We start from the raw sequence: 16,517 nt of genomic DNA on the forward strand, positions 1-16,517 counted from the left end.
GAGATTTCCTCCACTTGATTTGTGTGGGATAGGAAACACCATCCGACACACCGAAGGTGATCTGGGCAGACACGCGGGATGCGGGCACACTGGGCCGAGAGCAGTAGTTCGGCACGAGAGTGGGGTCAGCAGGATGTATCGCGTATTCGAGGCACTCGACGAACTGGTCGCGATCGTCGAAGAGGCGCGGGGTATCCCGCCGACTCGCAATTGCATCGTGCCTCGCGGTGATGTGCTGGAACTGCTCGACGACGTGCGTGAGGCGCTGCCCGGCGAGCTCGACGACGCCCAGGACGTGCTCGACCACCGCGACAAGATCGTCTCCGATGCCCGCAATACCGCCGACGCGACGGTGACCGGCGCGAACGACCAGGCCGAACAGACCGTCGCCGGCGCCCGAGAGGAGGCCGACCGGCTGCTTGCCGACGCCAAGGCCCACGCCGACCGGATGGTCGCCGAGGCCCGCGCGCACGCCGATCACCTGGTCGCGACCGCACAGGCCGAGGCCGACCGCATAGTGAGCGACGGTAAGGCCGAGTACGAGGCGCTCACCGGCCGCGCCCGTACCGAATCGGAGCGGATGATCGCGGCGGGCCAGGCCTCCTACGACCGATCGGTGGCCGAGGGGCAGGCCGAACAGGAGCGCCTGGTCTCGCAGACCGAGGTGGTGCGGGCCGCGCACGCCGAATCCGCGCGCCTGATCGACGCCGCGCAGACCGAGGCCGACCGGCTGCGCGAGGAATGCGACCACTATGTCGATTCCCAGCTCGCCGATTTCGAGGAGACGCTGCACTCGACGCTGCGGACGGTGGGCCGTGGTCGTCAGCAATTGCGTTCGGGGACCGGCATTCCGGACTACGCCGCCGACTTCCGGCGCTGATCTGCCCGCGCTCGTTCCGGGATTTGGGGGGATCGGCGCAGTTCGCGTACTGTGGAGTGGTTGCCCAAACCCCCTCGAAACGTGAGTGAGTGTCCGATGTCCGCCCAGTCCGGTCCCGGTTCGCGTCGTCGTCAGACCGACGCGGATTTCGTGCTGGACACCCGCAGTCTGGGGCGCGCCCCGGGCTCGATCCGGCAGGTGCATCGGGTCGTCACCGCCGCCGAGAAGATCGGCTTGGACCTGATCGCGATCCCGGCCGGTGCCGAGATCGACCTCGATCTGACCCTGCAGGCGGTCTCGGAGGGTGTGCTGGTCACCGGTTCGGTGTCGGCGCCGATCGAGGGGGAGTGCTCGCGCTGCCTGGAGTCGTTCACCGACGATCTGGAACTCGAGATCACCGAACTGTTCGCCTATCCGGACAGCGCGACCGAGCAGACCACCGAGGAAGACGAGATCTACCGGCTCGTCGACGACATGATCGACATCGAGCCGGTGGTCACCGACGCCGTCGGTCTGGAATTGCCGCTGCAACCGCTGTGCGAACCCGATTGCGCCGGGCTGTGCCCGGAATGCGGTGTCCGGATGGCGATTGCGGGTCCGGATCACACGCATGAGATACTGGACCCTCGCTGGGCGGGGCTTGCGAAACTCGCGAGCGAAACCCCCAGCTCCGGCGTCTCCGACGCCCCATCAGACGTAGACCGATCGCTTGCCGACCGCCATGGTTCGGCAAGTTCGACGACAGAGGAGAAGTAGTCGTGGCCGTTCCGAAGCGCCGGATGTCTCGTGCCAACACCCACTCGCGGCGCAGCCAGTGGAAGGCCACCGCGCCGACCCTGATCACCTGCCCGAACCGGGCGTGCGGTCAGAAGACCCTCCCGCACATCGCGTGCCCGAACTGCGGTACCTACAAGGGCCGCCAGGTCACCTCGGCCATCTGATCTGCCGATCGGGTAGCCGCGAAGTGACCGCCGGTAAGGACGAAGCGGACGCACCCGCAGCGGGCGATACCGCTGACCACGCCAGCCTTCTGGAAGCGCTCGGCGTGGAGGTGCGCCCGGACCTGCTCCGGCTGGCGCTCACCCACCGTTCCTACGCCTACGAGAACGGTGGGTTGCCGACCAACGAACGCCTGGAATTCCTGGGCGATTCGGTTCTCGGTCTGAGCATCACCGAGCGCCTGTACCTCGAGCATCCGGAGAAATCCGAGGGCGAGCTCGCCAAACTGCGCGCCAGTGTGGTGAACATGCATGCCCTGGCCGAGGTCGCGCGCGGCCTGGGTGAGGGCGGCCTCGGCCGTCATCTGCTGCTCGGTAAGGGCGAGGAACTCACCGGCGGCCGGGACAAGGCGAGCATTCTCGCCGATGGGATGGAGTCGCTGCTGGGTGCGGTCCATCTGCAACACGGCATCGAGGTCGCGCGCGGAGTCGTGCTGCGGCTGTTCGCCGAACTGCTCGAACGCGGTCCCCGGATGGGCGCCGGCCTGGACTGGAAGACCAGTCTGCAGGAGCTCACCGCGGAACGCGGCATCGGCGTGCCCAGCTACGAGATCACCTCGACCGGTCCCGACCACGACAAGGAATTCACCGCCACCGCGGTGATCGGCGGCCAGGCCTACGGGCAGGGCGTCGGCCGGTCCAAGAAGGAAGCCGAGCAGAAGGCCGCGGGCGCTGCGTGGCAGGCGCTCACCGCGGACGGTTCCGCCGAAGCCGGTGACTGATGCCCGAACTGCCCGAGGTCGAGGTGGTCCGGCGCGGACTCGAGGAGCACGTCGTCGGCCACGTCGTGGAATCGGTCCTGGTCAAACATCCGCGGTCGGTGCGCCGCCACGAACTCGGCGGTGACGATCTGGCCGGCCGGATGGCGGGCCTGCGGATCGAATCCGCCCGCCGCCGCGGCAAATTCCTGTGGCTGACCTTCGACGACCCCGATGCCGCACTCGTCGTCCACCTGGGGATGAGCGGGCAGATGCTCGTACAGTCCGCGCAGGCGCCGCTGGAGAAGCACGCGCATATCGTCGCCGGACTCGACAACGGCACCCAGCTGCGGTTCATCGATCAGCGCACCTTCGGTGGCTGGGCGCTGAACCGGCTCATCGCTCTCGACGGTGAGGAACTGCCGGAATCGGTCGCCCACATCGCGCGCGATCCGCTCGACCCCCGTTTCGACACCGAGGCCGTGGTCGCGCGGATGCGGACCAAATCGTCCGAGATCAAGCGGGTGCTGCTGGATCAGACGGTGGTCTCGGGCATCGGCAACATCTACGCCGACGAGGCGTTGTGGCGAGCGCGCATCCACGGCGAACGCCCCGCCGCCGCGCTCACCCGGCCCGCGCTGCGGCGGCTGCTGAGCGAGGTGCAGGCGGTGATGGGTGCGGCCCTCGACGCCGGCGGCACCTCCTTCGACGCGCTGTATGTCAACGTCAACGGCAATTCCGGATACTTCGAGCGGTCGCTGGCCGCCTACGGCCGCGAGGACGAACCGTGCCGTCGCTGCGGCGCGCCGATCCGCCGCGAGAAGTTCATGAACCGCTCGTCGTACTCCTGTCCGCGCTGCCAGCCGAAGCCCCGGCGATAGCGGCGAGCACGCGCTAAATTTGCGGTGTGTCCGATAAAGCCACTTCGTACGAAGGGAGAGCGGATGCGCAAGCTCACCTACTTCGTGGCCTCGACCATCGACGGGTATATCGCCACCTCGGACGGATCGGTCGACTTCTTCCCGGTCGGCGGTGACCACGGCCCCGCCATCACCGCGCAGTATCCGGAGACGTTACCGACCAAGATCCGGGAATCGCTCGGGATCGACAGTCCGGGCGAAAGTTTCGACACCGTGATCATGGGACGCAAGACCCACGATTTCGGGGTGCGGACCGGCACGTCGAGCCCGTATTCACATCTGCGGCAGTTCGTCGTGTCGACCACCCTGCCCGGCGATCCGGATCCGGACGTCGAGCTGATCTCCTCCGACCCGCTGGGGCGCGTGCGCGGGCTCAAGCAGGAGAAGGGCTCGGGTATCTGGTTGTGCGGCGGCGGTGAACTGGCACAGGCGCTGCTGCCGGAGATCGACCAGATCTTCCTCAAGTTGTATCCGATCGTGCTGGGACACGGCCGGCCGCTGTTCGGCGCGGGACCGAGGCTGCCCGAGCCGGCGCTGTTCCGAGTGCTCACCGGCCGGGTGTTCGAGGACGGAGTGTCGTTCATCAAATACAGCCGGTTGCCCTAGTGGGCGGCCAGGTTCCGGATCCGGTGGCCGCGCTGCGCGAGATCGCGTTCTGGATGGAACGCGATCGCGCGCAGACCCATCGGGTCAAGGCCTACCGGCGGGCGGCCGATGTGGTGGCCGAGCTCTCGGACGCCGATTTCGAGCGTTACCGCGAATCCGGTGCCTGGCAGGAACTTTCGGGCATCGGCCCGAAGACCGCGGCGGTGATCGAACAGGCCTGCACCGGCGCCGTACCGCAGCGACTGGCCGAATTGCGTTCCGCCGCAAAGCCGATCGCGCCCGCCGGTGGCGAGGTCCGCGCATTGTTGCGGGGCGATCTGCACACCCACTCCGACTGGTCCGACGGCGGCAGCCCGATCGAGGAGATGATGCGCACCGCGCAGGCCCTGGGCCACGAATACTGTGCGCTGACCGATCATTCGCCGCGGTTGAAAGTCGCCAACGGACTCTCCGCGGAGCGGTTGCGCCGCCAGCTGGACGTGGTCGCCGAACTCAACGAGCGGCTCGCGCCGTTTCGCATTCTCACCGGTATCGAGGTCGACATCCTCGACGACGGCACCCTCGACCAGGAGGCCGAGCTGCTCGCTCGCCTGGATGTCGTTGTGGCCAGCGTGCATTCGAACCTCCGCGCCGACTCGGCGACCATGACCAAACGCATGGTGTACGCGGTGGCGAATCCGAACGTGGACATCCTCGGCCACTGCACCGGGCGGTTGGTCGCCGGTAATCGCGGTATCCGGCCGGAATCGTCGTTCGATGCCGAACTCGTCTTCGAGGCCTGCCGCCGTTACGGGACGGCCGTGGAAATCAACAGCCGTCCCGAACGGCTCGATCCACCGAGCCGGCTGCTGCGCCTGGCCGTGGAGAGGGGCTGCTATTTCAGCATCGATACCGATGCGCACGCCCCCGGGCAGCTGGACTGGCAGGGCTACGGCTGTGAACGTGCCGCGGCGAACGAGGTCCCAGCCGATCGCATCATCAACAGCCTGCCACTGGATGAACTTTTGGCGTTCACCGCGCGGTGACCCCTCACGGCGAACCGGGCCCGCTCAGAGGATCGCGAACGCGACGACCATGCCGATCGCCAGATGGGCGGCGGCCACCAGCAGCGACTGAATCTGGTAGCTGGACGATTTCAGCAGATCGCCGATGTGCAGGCCGACCAGCCATTCGAGCAGCCGGATGGAGACCACCTGCGCGATGATGCCCACCAGCCCGTAGATGCCGGTGGCGACCAGGCCCTCGACGAGCCGGCCGCCGGAGGAGTAGATCGCCAGCACCACGATCAACGCCATACTCACCATGCCCGCGGAGGCGATGACGACCGCGTTCGGATTACCGGCGGCGACCATCTTGCGCAGCGGTCCGGGCGTGGAACTGTCGATGGCCTGGAATCCGATCAGCATCAGGGCCAGACCCAGCACCGCGTACAGCGCGATCGCGCCGACGCCGTGCCCGACGGAGCTCCAATACCCTGATTCGAGCGCGAGGGTGGACGACACAGATTCCTCCGGTGATGTTGATCGAGTCGCTGAATGCTACTTGGTCGGAATGCGATGCGGAACGAAGGTGGAGCCGTCGTCGGTGATCAGGCCGGGGGATTCGCGGATGCCGAGACCGGCCGAGGTGTCGCCGACGATCCAGGCGCCCAGGACCGGCCGCAGGCCGTCGAAATCCGGTAGCGGATCGAGAAGTTGGTAGACGAACCCCTCCTCGCCGTACACGCCGCCGGTCGAGGTCTCCATCCCGGCGCCGACGATGGTCATATTGGCGCCCTCGCGGCCCAGCTTCGGTTTGCGGATGTACTCGGTGAGCTCGTGCGGATCGTCGAGATAGGCCGGCAGCAGATTCGGATGCCCGGGATACATCTCCCACAGCACCGCCAGCAGCGCCTTGTTGGACAGCAGTGTCTTCCAGAGGGGTTCGACCCAGGCGGTCTCGGGGATGGAGTCCACCACGCGCTTGCCGAAATCGTCGTCGAGCGCCCACTCCCACGGATACAGCTTGAAGATCGAACCGATCGGCGCCTCGGCCAGATCGACGAAACGCTCCAGCTCGGTATCGAATCCGATCTCCTCGATCGGCAGCGCGATGGTGTCGAAACCGGCCTCGGCGGCGGTCTCCTGCATATACGCGGTGGTCACGTTGTCCTCGCCGGAGGCGTCGGCCGAGGACCAGGTGAAGTGCAGCTGATTGGTGGGCAGCTGGTCGAGCAGCTCGCCCCAGCGCTCGACCAAGCGCTCGTGCAGCGAATTCCACTGGTCGTCGTCGGGGTAGAGGTCGGTGAGCCAGTGCCACTGCACGATGGCCGCTTCCAGCAGCGAGGTCGGCGTATCGGCGTTGTACTCCAGCAGTTTCGCCGGGCCGCGGCCGTCGTAGCGCAGATCGAAACGCCCGTAGACGTACGGGTCGCTGCGATGCCACGACTTCTTGATCGGCTCCCAACTCCATTCGGGCAGACCGAAATCGGCGAAGCGCTCGGTGAGCACGATCTGCTCGACCGCGTGCAGGCACATCGAATGCAGCACCTCGACCTGGGCCTCGAGCGCGAGGATCTCGTCGAGATCGAATTCGTAGTGCACCGATTCGTCCCAGTACGGGCGCGACTGTCCGTTCGCGTCGCGGCCGGGCGAGCCGAATACCAGCCCTTGATCGGCGATGATCTTCTGCCAGCCGGTACGTTGCCGGTTGCGCATCCGACGCATCTAGGAGCCTCCACTGGTGGAACCGGATTTACTGCCGAGACCGCCTCGTACGACGGTCCCGCTCTTGGTGCTGACGGTGGTCTTCTTCGGCGCGACCGTGCTGCCGCCGACGGGCGCGCGCCCCACGGTGTTGTTGCCGCCGTAGTAGTAGCGGTACTGGTGGCCGTTGTAGAGGAAGATGCCCGGCCCGAGGCCGCCGCCGCCGTAATAGCCGCCGGTACTCGCGTAGGACTGGGCGCGCACACAGTCGTCGTCGGGTACGACCTGCTGTTGCCCGTTGTCGTCGGTGATGCAGTAGGCGGTCACATTCGCGGGCCGGTGTGCGGCCTGGTAGGCGAGATATCCGGTGCCGACCACCGCGGCGATGCCGGCCACCGCCACGCCGCCGATGAGCAGCCGTTTGCGCTTGCGCCGCTTGGTTTCCGCGGCCTCCGCCGCGGCCCGCTCCGCCTCTTCGGCGCGTTTGCGGGCCTTGTCGCGTGCCCGCGCCTCGGCCACCGTCGGCGGGCGGGGCTGGGTGACGCCGGCCTCCTGCCGCTGCATACTCCCGCGCATGCGCCGGGGCCTGTCGGATTCGCCTGCGGCGCCGGAATTTTCACCCTCGGGATCGGCCGGCCCACCGGCGTCGGCGCCGAAAGCGTTGTCCGACAGCGGGTTCGGCACACCGGGGGTGGCCAGGCCGGGAATCGTCGAGGCCGGGTCGGGGAAGCCGGGCAGGATGGGCGTGCCGGGCAGAGTCGGCGCGGTCCGCGGATTCGGGAGGGTGGCGTCCGGTTCGCTCAGGCGTCTCGTCGGTTCCGCCTCGGATGCGCCGGTTTCGCGCTCGCCTTCGGGCCGCGCGCCGAAACGCACCGTCGGATCCGACTCGCCGGATTCCGTGCCGCCACCGGTGCTGTCTTCCCCCGCGGACGGGGTGTCGCGGGGGTCGTGCGAATCCCGATCCCCGGGTCCGCCGCCCGGCTCATGTGTTGCCAACGATCGACTCCTGTATCCCCGCCGCTACCGTTCCTCGAAGCCTGTGATTCCGCCGAGGGCGGCGCCCCAGTTTTCCACAACCAGGTCGACTCGACCAGGCGTGTCACCCGACCGCAACAATGCCAGCAAACGCTCGCACGCCGGTCGCGGGCCCTCGGCGACCACGTGCACGCGGCCGTCCCGGGTGTTGCGGGCGTGGCCCACCAAACCGAGCTCCAGCGCCCGCGCTCGCGTCCACCAGCGGAACCCGACGCCCTGCACCAGGCCGTGCACCCAGGCGCTGAGCCGGACGGGGTCGGGGCTCACGAGTCGATCTTGTCGATCTGGAACGTCAGATTCACCGTGGTGCCCGCCTTCAGCGTCCGTCCCACCGTGCACACCTTGTCGATGGCGCGCTGCACGGTGACCAGCAGGCGCTGGCGCCCGGCCTCGTCGAGTTCGGACAGGTCCAGTTCGACGATCTCGTTCAGTTCCGGATACACCTCGTTCTCGCGGTCGGCGTCGCCGGAGACGCGGATCGTGGTGTCGTAGGTCTCGCCCAGCCGGTTGGACAGCGGGAAGTCCGAACTCATCCCGGTGCAGGCGGCCAGCGCGATCTTCAGCAGCTCGCCCGGGGTGAAGACGCCCTCGACGCCGTCGGAGCCGATGAGCACCTCGGCTCCGCGCGAGCTGCGCCCGGTGTAGCGGCGGGTGCCGGTCCGCTCCACCCACAATTCGGTCACCGGCTTCGGCGCCTTGGCCTGCGGGGCGGCCGCGACGGTCGCGGGCTGCGCAGCGGCGGCGGTGGGTGCGGCGGAGTTGGCGGTCTGTTCGGACATACCGTCGATCCTGCCATCGTGCCCGGCATATCCGCACCGGACACCGGCTTTCACCACGGCGTGCGGAGGCCGTTGTGTCCGATATCACCGGTTCTGCCGGGCGTCGCCGGGCCCGGGTCAGGCTTGGAATCGGTACCCCATACCGGCCTCGGTGAGCAGATGTTTCGGCTGGGAAGGGTCGTCTTCGAGCTTGCGCCGCAGCTGCGCCAGATACACCCGGAGATAGTGGGTTTCGGTCGCATACGTCGGGCCCCACACCTCGCGCAGCAGTTCCCGGCGGCCCACCAGCTTGCCCTGATTACGCACCAGCATTTCCAGCACCCCCCATTCGGTGGGGGTGAGGTGGACATCGCGGCCGCCGCGGACGACCTTCTTCGCCGCGAGATCGACGGTGAACGAGGACGTTTCCACGATGGGCGCCGACTCCTCGGCCGTCGAGGCGGAACGCCGCACCGCCGCCCGCAGGCGGGCCAGCAGTTCGTCCATGCCGAACGGTTTGGTGACGTAGTCGTCGGCGCCGGTGTCGAGGGCCTGCACCTTGTCCGAGGAATCGGTGCGGGCGGACAGCACGATCACCGGCATCGAACTCCAGCCGCGAATTCCGGCCAGTACCTCGACCCCGTCGATATCGGGCAGGCCGAGATCCAGCACGACCACGTCGGGGTGTTTCTCCGCGGCCGCCCGCAGGGCCGCCGCGCCGGTGGCGGCGGTGATCACCTCGTAGCCGCGCACCGACAGATTGATCCGCAGCGCGCGCAGGATCTGCGGTTCGTCGTCGACGACCAGCACGCGGGTCGCGGCCGGCGGTCGTTCGGCCGATGTCACGACGCCTCCTGTGTCTTGCGGGACACCCGCACCCGGTCGGCGGCGCGAGCGGGCTGCGCAGTGTCGCTCACGACGCCTCCTGTGTCTTGCGGGACACCCGCGCCCGGTCGGCGGCGCGAGCGGGCTGCGCAGTGTCGCTCACGACGCCTCCTGTGTCTCTTCTGCCGGCAACTCGATCACCATGGTCAGCCCACCTCCCGGCGTCGGTTCGGCGTGTACGGTCCCGCCCATCGCCTCGACGAATCCGCGGACCACCGACAGGCCCAGGCCCACACCGGTCGAATTGTCGCGGTCGCCCAATCGCTGGAACGGCTCGAACATCTGGTCCTCTAGTCCGGTCGGAACGCCCGGACCGTAGTCGACCACTGTGATGGATACCCGGCCGCCGTCGCGTTCGGCGCCAACCCGCACCGGTGTGTCGGGGACCGCCGTTCCGGCCGGCGCCGAGTAGCGCAGCGCGTTGTCGATCAGATTGGCCAGCACCCGTTCCAGCAGGCCGCTGTCGGCATAGACCGACACCTCGCCGACCTCGACCTTCACCCGGTCCATCGCCGCCTGCCGCACGCCGCGGGTCCCCATCCCGACGCCGACGACCGCGCGGTTGACCACCTCCTCCAGGTAGACCTGTTTGAGGTTCGGTTCCACCGCGCCGGCCGCGAGCCGCGAGGAGTCGAGCAGATTGCCGACGAGCGCGGTGAGCTGATCGGTGGATTCCTCGATGGTTTCCAGCAATTCGGCGGTATCGGCGGGGGAGAACTGCACGTCCTCGCTGCGCAGACTCGATACCGCCGCCTTGGCCGCCGCCAGCGGCGTGCGCAGATCGTGGCTGACCGCCGACAGCAGCGCGCGGCGCAGCCGGTCGGCCGCCATCACACCGGCGGCCGCCTGGGCCTGGTCTGCGAGTTCACGCTGGCGCACGAGCCCGGCCGCCTGCCCGGCCACCGCAGCGAGCACCCGGCGGTCCCCGGGTGTCAGCGCGCGCCCGCTGAGCAGCAGCCAGTGTTCCTCGTCGCCGGCTCCGATCGCGGTATCGGCGGCGCCGGGTGTGCGCGCCGGATCGTCACCGACGCAGGCGATCACCTCGGCGTCGCTGACGAAACTCACCGCCCGCTGACGGTAGATCTCGCGGGCGCGCTCGAGCAGATCGGGCAGGTCGGCGCCGTGCAGGATCGCGCCGGCGAACAGGGTCAGCAACTCGGCTTCGCGCGAGGCCGTGCGTGCCTCGCGGGTGCGATTGGCCGAGATGTCGACCAGCGCCGCGACCGCCACGGCGACCCCCGCCATCACGACGATGGTGAGGAAATTGTTGGGTTCGGCAATGGTGAGGCTGTGGCGTGGGGTGGTGAAGAACCAGTTCAGCAGCAACCCGCCCAGCACCGCCGACAGTGCGGCCGGCGCGACACCGCCCAGCAGCGCGACCGCGATCACGCCGATGAAGTACATCGCGCTCTCACCGGCCAGATCCAGTCGCGAATCCAGCCACAGATAGCAGACCAGGGTGATCAGGGTGGGCACGACCAGCGCGGCCAGCCACGACACGGTCGGTCGCTGCTGCCGCAGCAGGGCCGACCAGCGCAGTCCCCGTTGCGCCTCCTCGTGGGTGACCATGTGGACGTCGATCGTTCCCGAGCGCTGCACCACGGTCGCGCCGATGCCCTGATCGAGAATCCGTGCCCACCGCGAGCGCCGGGAGGTGCCCACCACCAGCTGGGTGGCGTTGACCTGCCGGGCGAAATCCAGCAGGGCGTTGGGGACGTTCTCGCCGGTCACCGTGTGCAGGCTGGAACCGAGTCCGGCGGCGAGCTCGCGCAACCGGTGCAGCCGTTGCGCCGACACTCCGGCCAGCCCGTCGCCGCGCACCACGTGCACGACGATCAGCTCGGCACTGGATTTGGTGGCGATGCGGCTCGCGCGCCGCACGATCGTCTCCGATTCCGGCCCGCCGGTCACCGCGACGACCACGCGTTCGCGCGCCTCCCAGGTCGCGGTGATCTTGTGGTCGGCGCGGTATTTGGCCAGCGCGGCATCGACCTGATCGGCCAGCCACAACAGGGCCAGCTCGCGCAGCGCGGTGAGGTTGCCCGGCCGGAAGTAGTTGCGCAACGCCGCGTCGACCTTGTCGGCGGTGTAGACGTTGCCGTGAGAAAGCCTGCGCCGCAACGCCTCCGGGGTGATGTCGACCAATTCGACCTGGTCGGCGCCGCGTACCACCCAATCCGGGACGGTTTCGCGTTGCACCACGCCGGTGATCTGCTCGACGACGTCGTTGAGGCTGTCCAGATGCTGAACGTTGACCGTGGAGACGACATCGATACCGGCGTCGAGCAGTTCGTGGACGTCCTGCCAGCGCTTCTCGTTCTTCGATCCCGGCACGTTCGTATGCGCGAGTTCGTCCACCAGGGCCACGGCCGGCGCCCGCCGCAGCACCGCGTCGAGATCCAGCTCGGGCAGGGTCGTGCCGCGGTAGGTGCGCATCGCCGGCGGTATCCGCTCGATGCCCTCGAGCAGTTCCGCGGTCTTGCTGCGGCCGTGGGTCTCCACCACCGCGGCGACCACGTCGCGGCCACGGCTGAGCCGCCGATGCGCCTCGCCGAGCATCGCGTAGGTCTTTCCCACGCCGGGCGCGGCCCCGAGGTAGATGCGTAGTTGTCCGCGCTTCACAGGTCCATCATCGCGCGATTCGGACGACGTGGACGGCGCGAAACCCGGACGACCCGGGTGGTGCGCCCGCCGGCCACGCGCAAACCCAGCGCGCAGCTGACGAAGACGATGATCACCATCGCCGCGACCGCGAAATCCGGCACTGTCTTCTCCTCACGACCCGGTGATTGCCGATGTGCCGGTCGACTGGGCGAACCGGACAACACACTGTGCACCTGCGCGGGTGATCCTTCGCCGATCTTGACGCTTTCTTGACGGGGCCGGTGCCGACTTTGACGGCGCGTTCGCGGACGCCGGAGGGACGTAAGCACCTCGTCAAAGCCGTCGTCCGCGCCGCTAAGAAGCCGTCAAGGCCGTCGAGAACGGACCGTTCGAGACGCTTGACTCTCTGGCGGCGCATCCGCTCCGGATGCCGTCAACAGAGAGGTTTGCACTTATGTCTGTCGCGGTGTTCACCGTCGTGACCGTGGCGATCTTCGCCCTGCTCGGCCTGCTCCAACGGGGGGTGGAACGGCTGTGATCGAGAACATCGTCGGTCTGATCCTGGCGCTCGGCGTCGCCGTCTACATGATCGCGGCGCTGCTGTTCCCGGAAAGGTTCTAGGTGAGCACAACCACTGCCGGGGTCGTCTTCGTGGCGACCCTGATCATCGCGCTCGCGGCGGTCCACATCCCGCTCGGCGACTACATGTACCGGGTGTATTCGGGCACGAAACACTCGCGCGCCGAACGCATCCTCTATCGCGCCATCGGGGTCCAGCCCGGAGTGGAGCAGACCTGGGGCGTCTACGCCCGCAGCGTGCTGGCCTTCTCCGCGGTGAGCGTCTTGGCGCTGTTCTTCCTGCAGCTGATCCAGGGCCACCTGCCGTTGCATCTGCACGAGCCCGGGACCGAGATGACCGCGGCGCTGGCGTGGAATACCGCGATCAGCTTCGTCACCAACACCAACTGGCAGAACTACGCCGGTGAGTCGACGCAGGGGCATCTGGTCCAGATGGCGGGCCTGGCCGTGCAGAACTTCGTCTCGGCCGCGGTCGGGATGGCGGTCGCGGTCGCGCTGGTGCGCGGGTTCGCTCGCCGCCACACCGGCGACCTCGGCAACTTCTGGGTCGATCTCGTGCGCGGCACCCTCCGGATCCTGCTGCCCATCGCGTTCGTGTTCGCGGTCGTGCTCATCGCCGGTGGCGCGATCCAGAACTTCCACCTGCACGACCAGGTCGCGCAGACGATCACCGGTGCGACGCAGACGATTCCGGGCGGCCCGGTCGCCTCGCAGGAAAGCATCAAGGAGCTGGGCACCAACGGTGGCGGCTTCTTCAACGTCAACTCCGCGCACCCGTTCGAAAACCCGACGGCCTGGACCAACTGGGTCGAGATCTTCCTGATCCTGCTGATCGCCTTCTCGCTGCCGCGGACCTTCGGCCGCATGGTGGGCAGCACCAAGCAGGGTTTTGCGATCGCGTCGGTGATGGGCGTGCTCGCGCTGATCAGCGTGACGCTGACCAACTTCCTGCAGTTGCGCCATCACGGCACCGTGCCGACGGCGGTCGGCTCGGCGCTCGAGGGCGTCGAAACACGGTTCGGCGTAGCCGATTCCGCGACCTTCGCCGGGTCCACGACGCTGACCTCCACCGGTGCCGTCGACTCCGCCCACGATTCCTACACCAGCCTCGGCGGCATGATGACCATGGTGAACATGCAGCTGGGCGAGGTCGCGCCCGGCGGTGTCGGATCGGGTCTGTACGGGATGCTGATCCTGGCGGTGATCACCGTGTTCGTCGCCGGGCTGATGGTCGGGCGCACACCGGAATATCTCGGCAAGAAGATCACCCCGCGCGAAATCAAGTTCGCCGCATCGTATTTCCTGATCACACCGCTGATCGCGCTGGTGGGCACCGCGATCGCGATGGCGTTGCCGGGCGAGCGCGCGGCCATGGCGAATTCCGGTCCGCACGGCCTGTCGGAGGTGCTCTACGCCTTCACCTCGGCCGCCAACAACAACGGCTCGGCCTTCGCCGGGCTCAGCGGCAACACCGTCTGGTGGAATACCGCCCTCGGCCTGGCGATGGTGTTCGGCCGATTCGTTCCCATCATCCTGGTGCTCGCGCTGGCCGGATCGCTGGCCGGCCAGGGGCATACGCCCGAATCGATCGGCACGTTGCCGACGCACCGGCCGCAGTTCGTCGGCATGGTCGCCGGCGTGACGCTGATCCTGGTCGCCCTGACCTTTCTGCCCATGCTGGCGCTCGGGCCGCTCGCCGAAGGAATCCACTGACATGACCGCTCCGACAACCGATTCCGTGGCAACCTCGCGCGGCGCCGAACCTTCCTCGCGCAGGAAGTCTCGGGGCATGTTCGATCCGGCGCTGCCGGCGCGGTCGCTGCCCGAGGCCCTGCGCAAACTGGATCCGCGCACGCTGTGGCGCACTCCGGTGATGCTGATCGTGGAGATCGGCGCCCTGTGGTCCACGATCCTCGCCGTCGCCCACCCCACGGTCTTCGCGTGGGCGATCGTGATCTGGCTGTGGCTGACGGTGATCTTCGCCAACCTGGCCGAGGCCGTCGCCGAGGGCCGCGGTAAGGCACAGGCCGATACGCTGCGAAAAGCCAAGACCGACACCGTCGCCCGGCGGTTGGTGAACTGGCATCCGGGCGCCGAGGCGCCGGTCGAGGAACGGGTTCCCGCACCCGAACTGCGGCGCGGCGACTATGTCGTGGTCGAGGCCGGGCAGGTGGTGCCGGGTGACGGCGACGTCGTCGAGGGCATCGCCTCGGTCGACGAATCGGCGATCACCGGCGAATCCGCGCCGGTGATCCGCGAATCCGGCGGGGACCGGTCCGCGGTCACCGGCGGTACCACCGTGCTCTCGGACCGCATCGTCGTCGAGATCACCCAGGAGCCGGGCGGCAGTTTCATCGACAAGATGATCGCGCTGGTCGAGGGCGCCAGCCGGCAGAGGACACCCAACGAGATCGCGCTGAACATCCTGCTGGCCGCGTTGACGATCATCTTCGTGTTCGCGGTCGTGACGTTGCAGGCGCCGGCGATCTTCTCCAAGGCGAACAATCCGGGGGTCGGCGACAGCGCGGCGCTGAACGCGCACGGCATCACCGGCATCGTCATGGTGTCGCTGCTGGTCTGCCTGATTCCCACGACGATCGGCGCATTGCTGTCGGCGATCGGCATCGCGGGCATGGACCGCCTCGTTCAGCGCAATGTGCTGGCGATGTCGGGTCGCGCGGTCGAGGCCGCCGGCGATGTGAACACGCTGCTGCTCGACAAGACCGGCACCATCACCCTCGGCAACCGGCAGGCGTCGAGCTTCGTCGCCATGCCGGGCGTCACCGAGGACGAGATGGCCGACGCCGCACAGCTTTCCAGCCTTGCCGACGAAACACCCGAGGGCCGCTCGATCGTGGTGTTCGCGAAATCCGCATACGGCAAACGCGAACGCACCCCTGGTGAGCTCGCGGGCGCGAACTGGGTGGAGTTCACCGCCCAGACCCGGATGTCGGGCGTGGACCTGCGGGATGGACATCAGTTGCGCAAGGGCGCCGCGAGTGCGGTCACGGAATGGGTTCGGGTCCATGGTGGTTCGGTGCCGGAGGACGTCGGGCGGACCGTGGACGGCATCTCCGCCTCCGGCGGCACACCGCTGGTGGTCGGCGAATTGCTCGACGGGAAAGCCCGGCTGCTGGGTGTGGTCCATCTGAAGGATGTGGTGAAACAGGGCATGCGGGAGCGCTTCGACGAGATGCGCCGCATGGGGATTCGCACCGTGATGATCACCGGCGACAACCCGCTGACCGCCAAGGCGATCGCAGACGAGGCCGGAGTCGACGACTTCCTGGCCGAGGCCACTCCCGAGGACAAGCTGGCGCTGATCAAGAACGAACAGGCCGGCGGGCGCCTGGTCGCCATGACCGGCGACGGCACCAACGACGCTCCGGCGCTGGCGCAGGCCGATGTCGGCGTCGCGATGAACACCGGAACGTCGGCGGCCAAGGAAGCCGGCAACATGGTCGATCTGGATTCGGATCCGACCAAGTTGATCGAGATCGTCGAGATCGGCAAACAGTTGCTGATCACCAGGGGCGCGCTGACGACCTTCTCCATCGCCAACGACATCGCCAAGTACTTCGCGATCATTCCCGCACTGTTCGTGGCGTTGTTCCCCGGTCTGGATGTGCTCAACGTGATGCGGTTGCACAGTCCGCAGTCGGCGATCCTGTCCGCGGTGATCTTCAACGCGATCGTCATCGTGGCGCTGATCCCGCTGGCTCTGCGCGGCGTCGACTATCGCCCCTCGAGTGCGTCGAAACTGCTCAGCCGCAATCTCGCCATCTACGGGGCGGGCGGCATCGTCGCCCCGTTCATCGGCATCAAACTCATCGACCTTGTCGTCCGATTCCTGCCTGGGATGTCCTGATA

General features: G+C 67.9%; 18 protein-coding genes. 10 read left to right on the forward strand and 8 right to left on the reverse strand.

Annotation, left to right across the window (positions count from 1 at the left end; genetic code table 11):
* Nucleotides 1-133: 133 nt before the first annotated feature.
* The 7 genes from IG65_RS0101785 (at nucleotide 134) to IG65_RS0101815 (ending at nucleotide 5,127) form a co-directional block, all read left to right on the forward strand.
* A complete protein-coding gene (locus IG65_RS0101785) occupies nucleotides 134-880 on the forward strand; it encodes a DivIVA domain-containing protein (RefSeq protein WP_030513022.1) in 747 nt (248 codons plus the stop codon).
* Between the two features lie 96 nt (nucleotides 881-976).
* A complete protein-coding gene (locus tag IG65_RS34270; protein WP_030513023.1) occupies nucleotides 977-1,636 on the forward strand; it encodes a DUF177 domain-containing protein in 660 nt (219 codons plus the stop codon).
* Nucleotides 1,637-1,638: 2 nt separating this feature from the next.
* Nucleotides 1,639-1,821: a 50S ribosomal protein L32 gene (gene rpmF / locus IG65_RS0101795; protein ID WP_030513024.1), complete on the forward strand. Its 183-nt coding sequence runs from the start codon at nucleotides 1,639-1,641 to the stop codon at nucleotides 1,819-1,821.
* Nucleotides 1,822-1,844: 23 nt separating this feature from the next.
* Nucleotides 1,845-2,600 (forward strand): ribonuclease III, encoded by a 756-nt coding sequence (gene rnc, locus IG65_RS0101800; RefSeq protein ID WP_030513025.1) that lies wholly within the window; start codon nucleotides 1,845-1,847, stop codon nucleotides 2,598-2,600.
* A complete protein-coding gene (gene mutM / locus IG65_RS0101805; RefSeq protein ID WP_030513026.1) occupies nucleotides 2,600-3,457 on the forward strand; it encodes a bifunctional DNA-formamidopyrimidine glycosylase/DNA-(apurinic or apyrimidinic site) lyase in 858 nt (285 codons plus the stop codon). The genes rnc and mutM overlap by 1 nt, the downstream gene beginning before the upstream one ends.
* Before the next feature lie 63 nt (nucleotides 3,458-3,520).
* Nucleotides 3,521-4,102, forward strand: coding sequence for a dihydrofolate reductase family protein (locus IG65_RS0101810; protein WP_030513027.1), 582 nt, complete (start codon nucleotides 3,521-3,523; stop codon nucleotides 4,100-4,102).
* Complete coding sequence (locus tag IG65_RS0101815) at nucleotides 4,102-5,127, forward strand: PHP domain-containing protein (RefSeq protein ID WP_030513028.1); 1,026 nt, start codon at nucleotides 4,102-4,104, stop codon at nucleotides 5,125-5,127. The genes IG65_RS0101810 and IG65_RS0101815 overlap by 1 nt, the downstream gene beginning before the upstream one ends.
* Nucleotides 5,128-5,151: 24 nt before the next feature.
* Here IG65_RS0101815 and IG65_RS0101820 read toward each other — a convergent pair whose 3' ends face one another.
* The 8 genes from IG65_RS0101820 to IG65_RS37535 form a co-directional block, all read right to left on the reverse strand.
* The gene (locus IG65_RS0101820; protein ID WP_030513029.1) at nucleotides 5,152-5,604 is read right to left on the reverse strand and encodes a DUF350 domain-containing protein; all 453 of its coding nucleotides are present in this window, start codon (nucleotides 5,602-5,604) and stop codon (nucleotides 5,152-5,154) included.
* 36 nt (nucleotides 5,605-5,640) lie between these two features.
* On the reverse strand, nucleotides 5,641-6,807 hold the full coding sequence (locus tag IG65_RS0101825; RefSeq protein ID WP_030513030.1) for a glutathionylspermidine synthase family protein: 1,167 nt from the start codon (nucleotides 6,805-6,807) through the stop codon (nucleotides 5,641-5,643).
* Complete coding sequence (locus IG65_RS38860) at nucleotides 6,808-7,782, reverse strand: hypothetical protein (protein ID WP_231509008.1); 975 nt, start codon at nucleotides 7,780-7,782, stop codon at nucleotides 6,808-6,810.
* 24 nt (nucleotides 7,783-7,806) lie between these two features.
* On the reverse strand, nucleotides 7,807-8,088 hold the full coding sequence (locus tag IG65_RS0101835; RefSeq protein WP_030513032.1) for an acylphosphatase: 282 nt from the start codon (nucleotides 8,086-8,088) through the stop codon (nucleotides 7,807-7,809).
* On the reverse strand, nucleotides 8,085-8,600 hold the full coding sequence (locus IG65_RS0101840; protein WP_081879222.1) for an OsmC family protein: 516 nt from the start codon (nucleotides 8,598-8,600) through the stop codon (nucleotides 8,085-8,087). The genes IG65_RS0101835 and IG65_RS0101840 overlap by 4 nt, the downstream gene beginning before the upstream one ends.
* Nucleotides 8,601-8,717: 117 nt before the next feature.
* The gene (locus tag IG65_RS0101845) at nucleotides 8,718-9,425 is read right to left on the reverse strand and encodes a response regulator (protein ID WP_030513034.1); all 708 of its coding nucleotides are present in this window, start codon (nucleotides 9,423-9,425) and stop codon (nucleotides 8,718-8,720) included.
* A gap of 138 nt (nucleotides 9,426-9,563) precedes the next feature.
* Nucleotides 9,564-12,086 carry a sensor histidine kinase KdpD gene (locus tag IG65_RS0101850; protein WP_030513035.1) on the reverse strand — a complete coding sequence of 841 codons (2,523 nt, stop codon included), beginning with the start codon at nucleotides 12,084-12,086 and terminating at the stop codon, nucleotides 9,564-9,566.
* A complete protein-coding gene (locus IG65_RS37535; RefSeq protein WP_156055458.1) occupies nucleotides 12,083-12,229 on the reverse strand; it encodes a hypothetical protein in 147 nt (48 codons plus the stop codon). The genes IG65_RS0101850 and IG65_RS37535 overlap by 4 nt, the downstream gene beginning before the upstream one ends.
* Nucleotides 12,230-12,602: 373 nt before the next feature.
* On the opposite strand from IG65_RS37535, the gene kdpF reads away from it, so the two are divergent.
* From kdpF to kdpB, 3 genes are read left to right on the forward strand one after another with little or no spacing between them, the layout of a single operon-like run.
* Nucleotides 12,603-12,689: a K(+)-transporting ATPase subunit F gene (gene kdpF, locus IG65_RS37540; protein ID WP_104363013.1), complete on the forward strand. Its 87-nt coding sequence runs from the start codon at nucleotides 12,603-12,605 to the stop codon at nucleotides 12,687-12,689.
* Nucleotides 12,690-14,360 (forward strand): potassium-transporting ATPase subunit KdpA, encoded by a 1,671-nt coding sequence (kdpA, locus tag IG65_RS0101865; RefSeq protein WP_030513037.1) that lies wholly within the window; start codon nucleotides 12,690-12,692, stop codon nucleotides 14,358-14,360.
* A gap of 1 nt (nucleotide 14,361) precedes the next feature.
* The gene (kdpB, locus tag IG65_RS0101870) at nucleotides 14,362-16,515 is read left to right on the forward strand and encodes a potassium-transporting ATPase subunit KdpB (protein WP_030513038.1); all 2,154 of its coding nucleotides are present in this window, start codon (nucleotides 14,362-14,364) and stop codon (nucleotides 16,513-16,515) included.
* Nucleotides 16,516-16,517 lie beyond the last annotated feature (2 nt).

This window comes from Nocardia sp. NRRL WC-3656 (assembly GCF_000720265.1).
Lineage (GTDB): Bacteria > Actinomycetota > Actinomycetes > Mycobacteriales > Mycobacteriaceae > Nocardia > Nocardia nova.

What these genes read in the sequence shown, in the direction of transcription:
- IG65_RS0101785 (WP_030513022.1), top strand. Translation starts at nt 134, where the DNA reads ATGTATCGCGTATTCGAGGCACTCGACGAACTGGTCGCGATCGTCGAA.
- IG65_RS34270 (WP_030513023.1), top strand. Translation starts at nt 977, where the DNA reads ATGTCCGCCCAGTCCGGTCCCGGTTCGCGTCGTCGTCAGACCGACGCG.
- mutM (WP_030513026.1), top strand. Translation starts at nt 2,600, where the DNA reads ATGCCCGAACTGCCCGAGGTCGAGGTGGTCCGGCGCGGACTCGAGGAG.
- IG65_RS0101810 (WP_030513027.1), top strand. Translation starts at nt 3,521, where the DNA reads ATGCGCAAGCTCACCTACTTCGTGGCCTCGACCATCGACGGGTATATC.
- IG65_RS0101825 (WP_030513030.1), bottom strand. Translation starts at nt 6,807, where the DNA reads ATGCGTCGGATGCGCAACCGGCAACGTACCGGCTGGCAGAAGATCATC.
- IG65_RS0101840 (WP_081879222.1), bottom strand. Translation starts at nt 8,600, where the DNA reads ATGTCCGAACAGACCGCCAACTCCGCCGCACCCACCGCCGCCGCTGCG.
- kdpB (WP_030513038.1), top strand. Translation starts at nt 14,362, where the DNA reads ATGACCGCTCCGACAACCGATTCCGTGGCAACCTCGCGCGGCGCCGAA.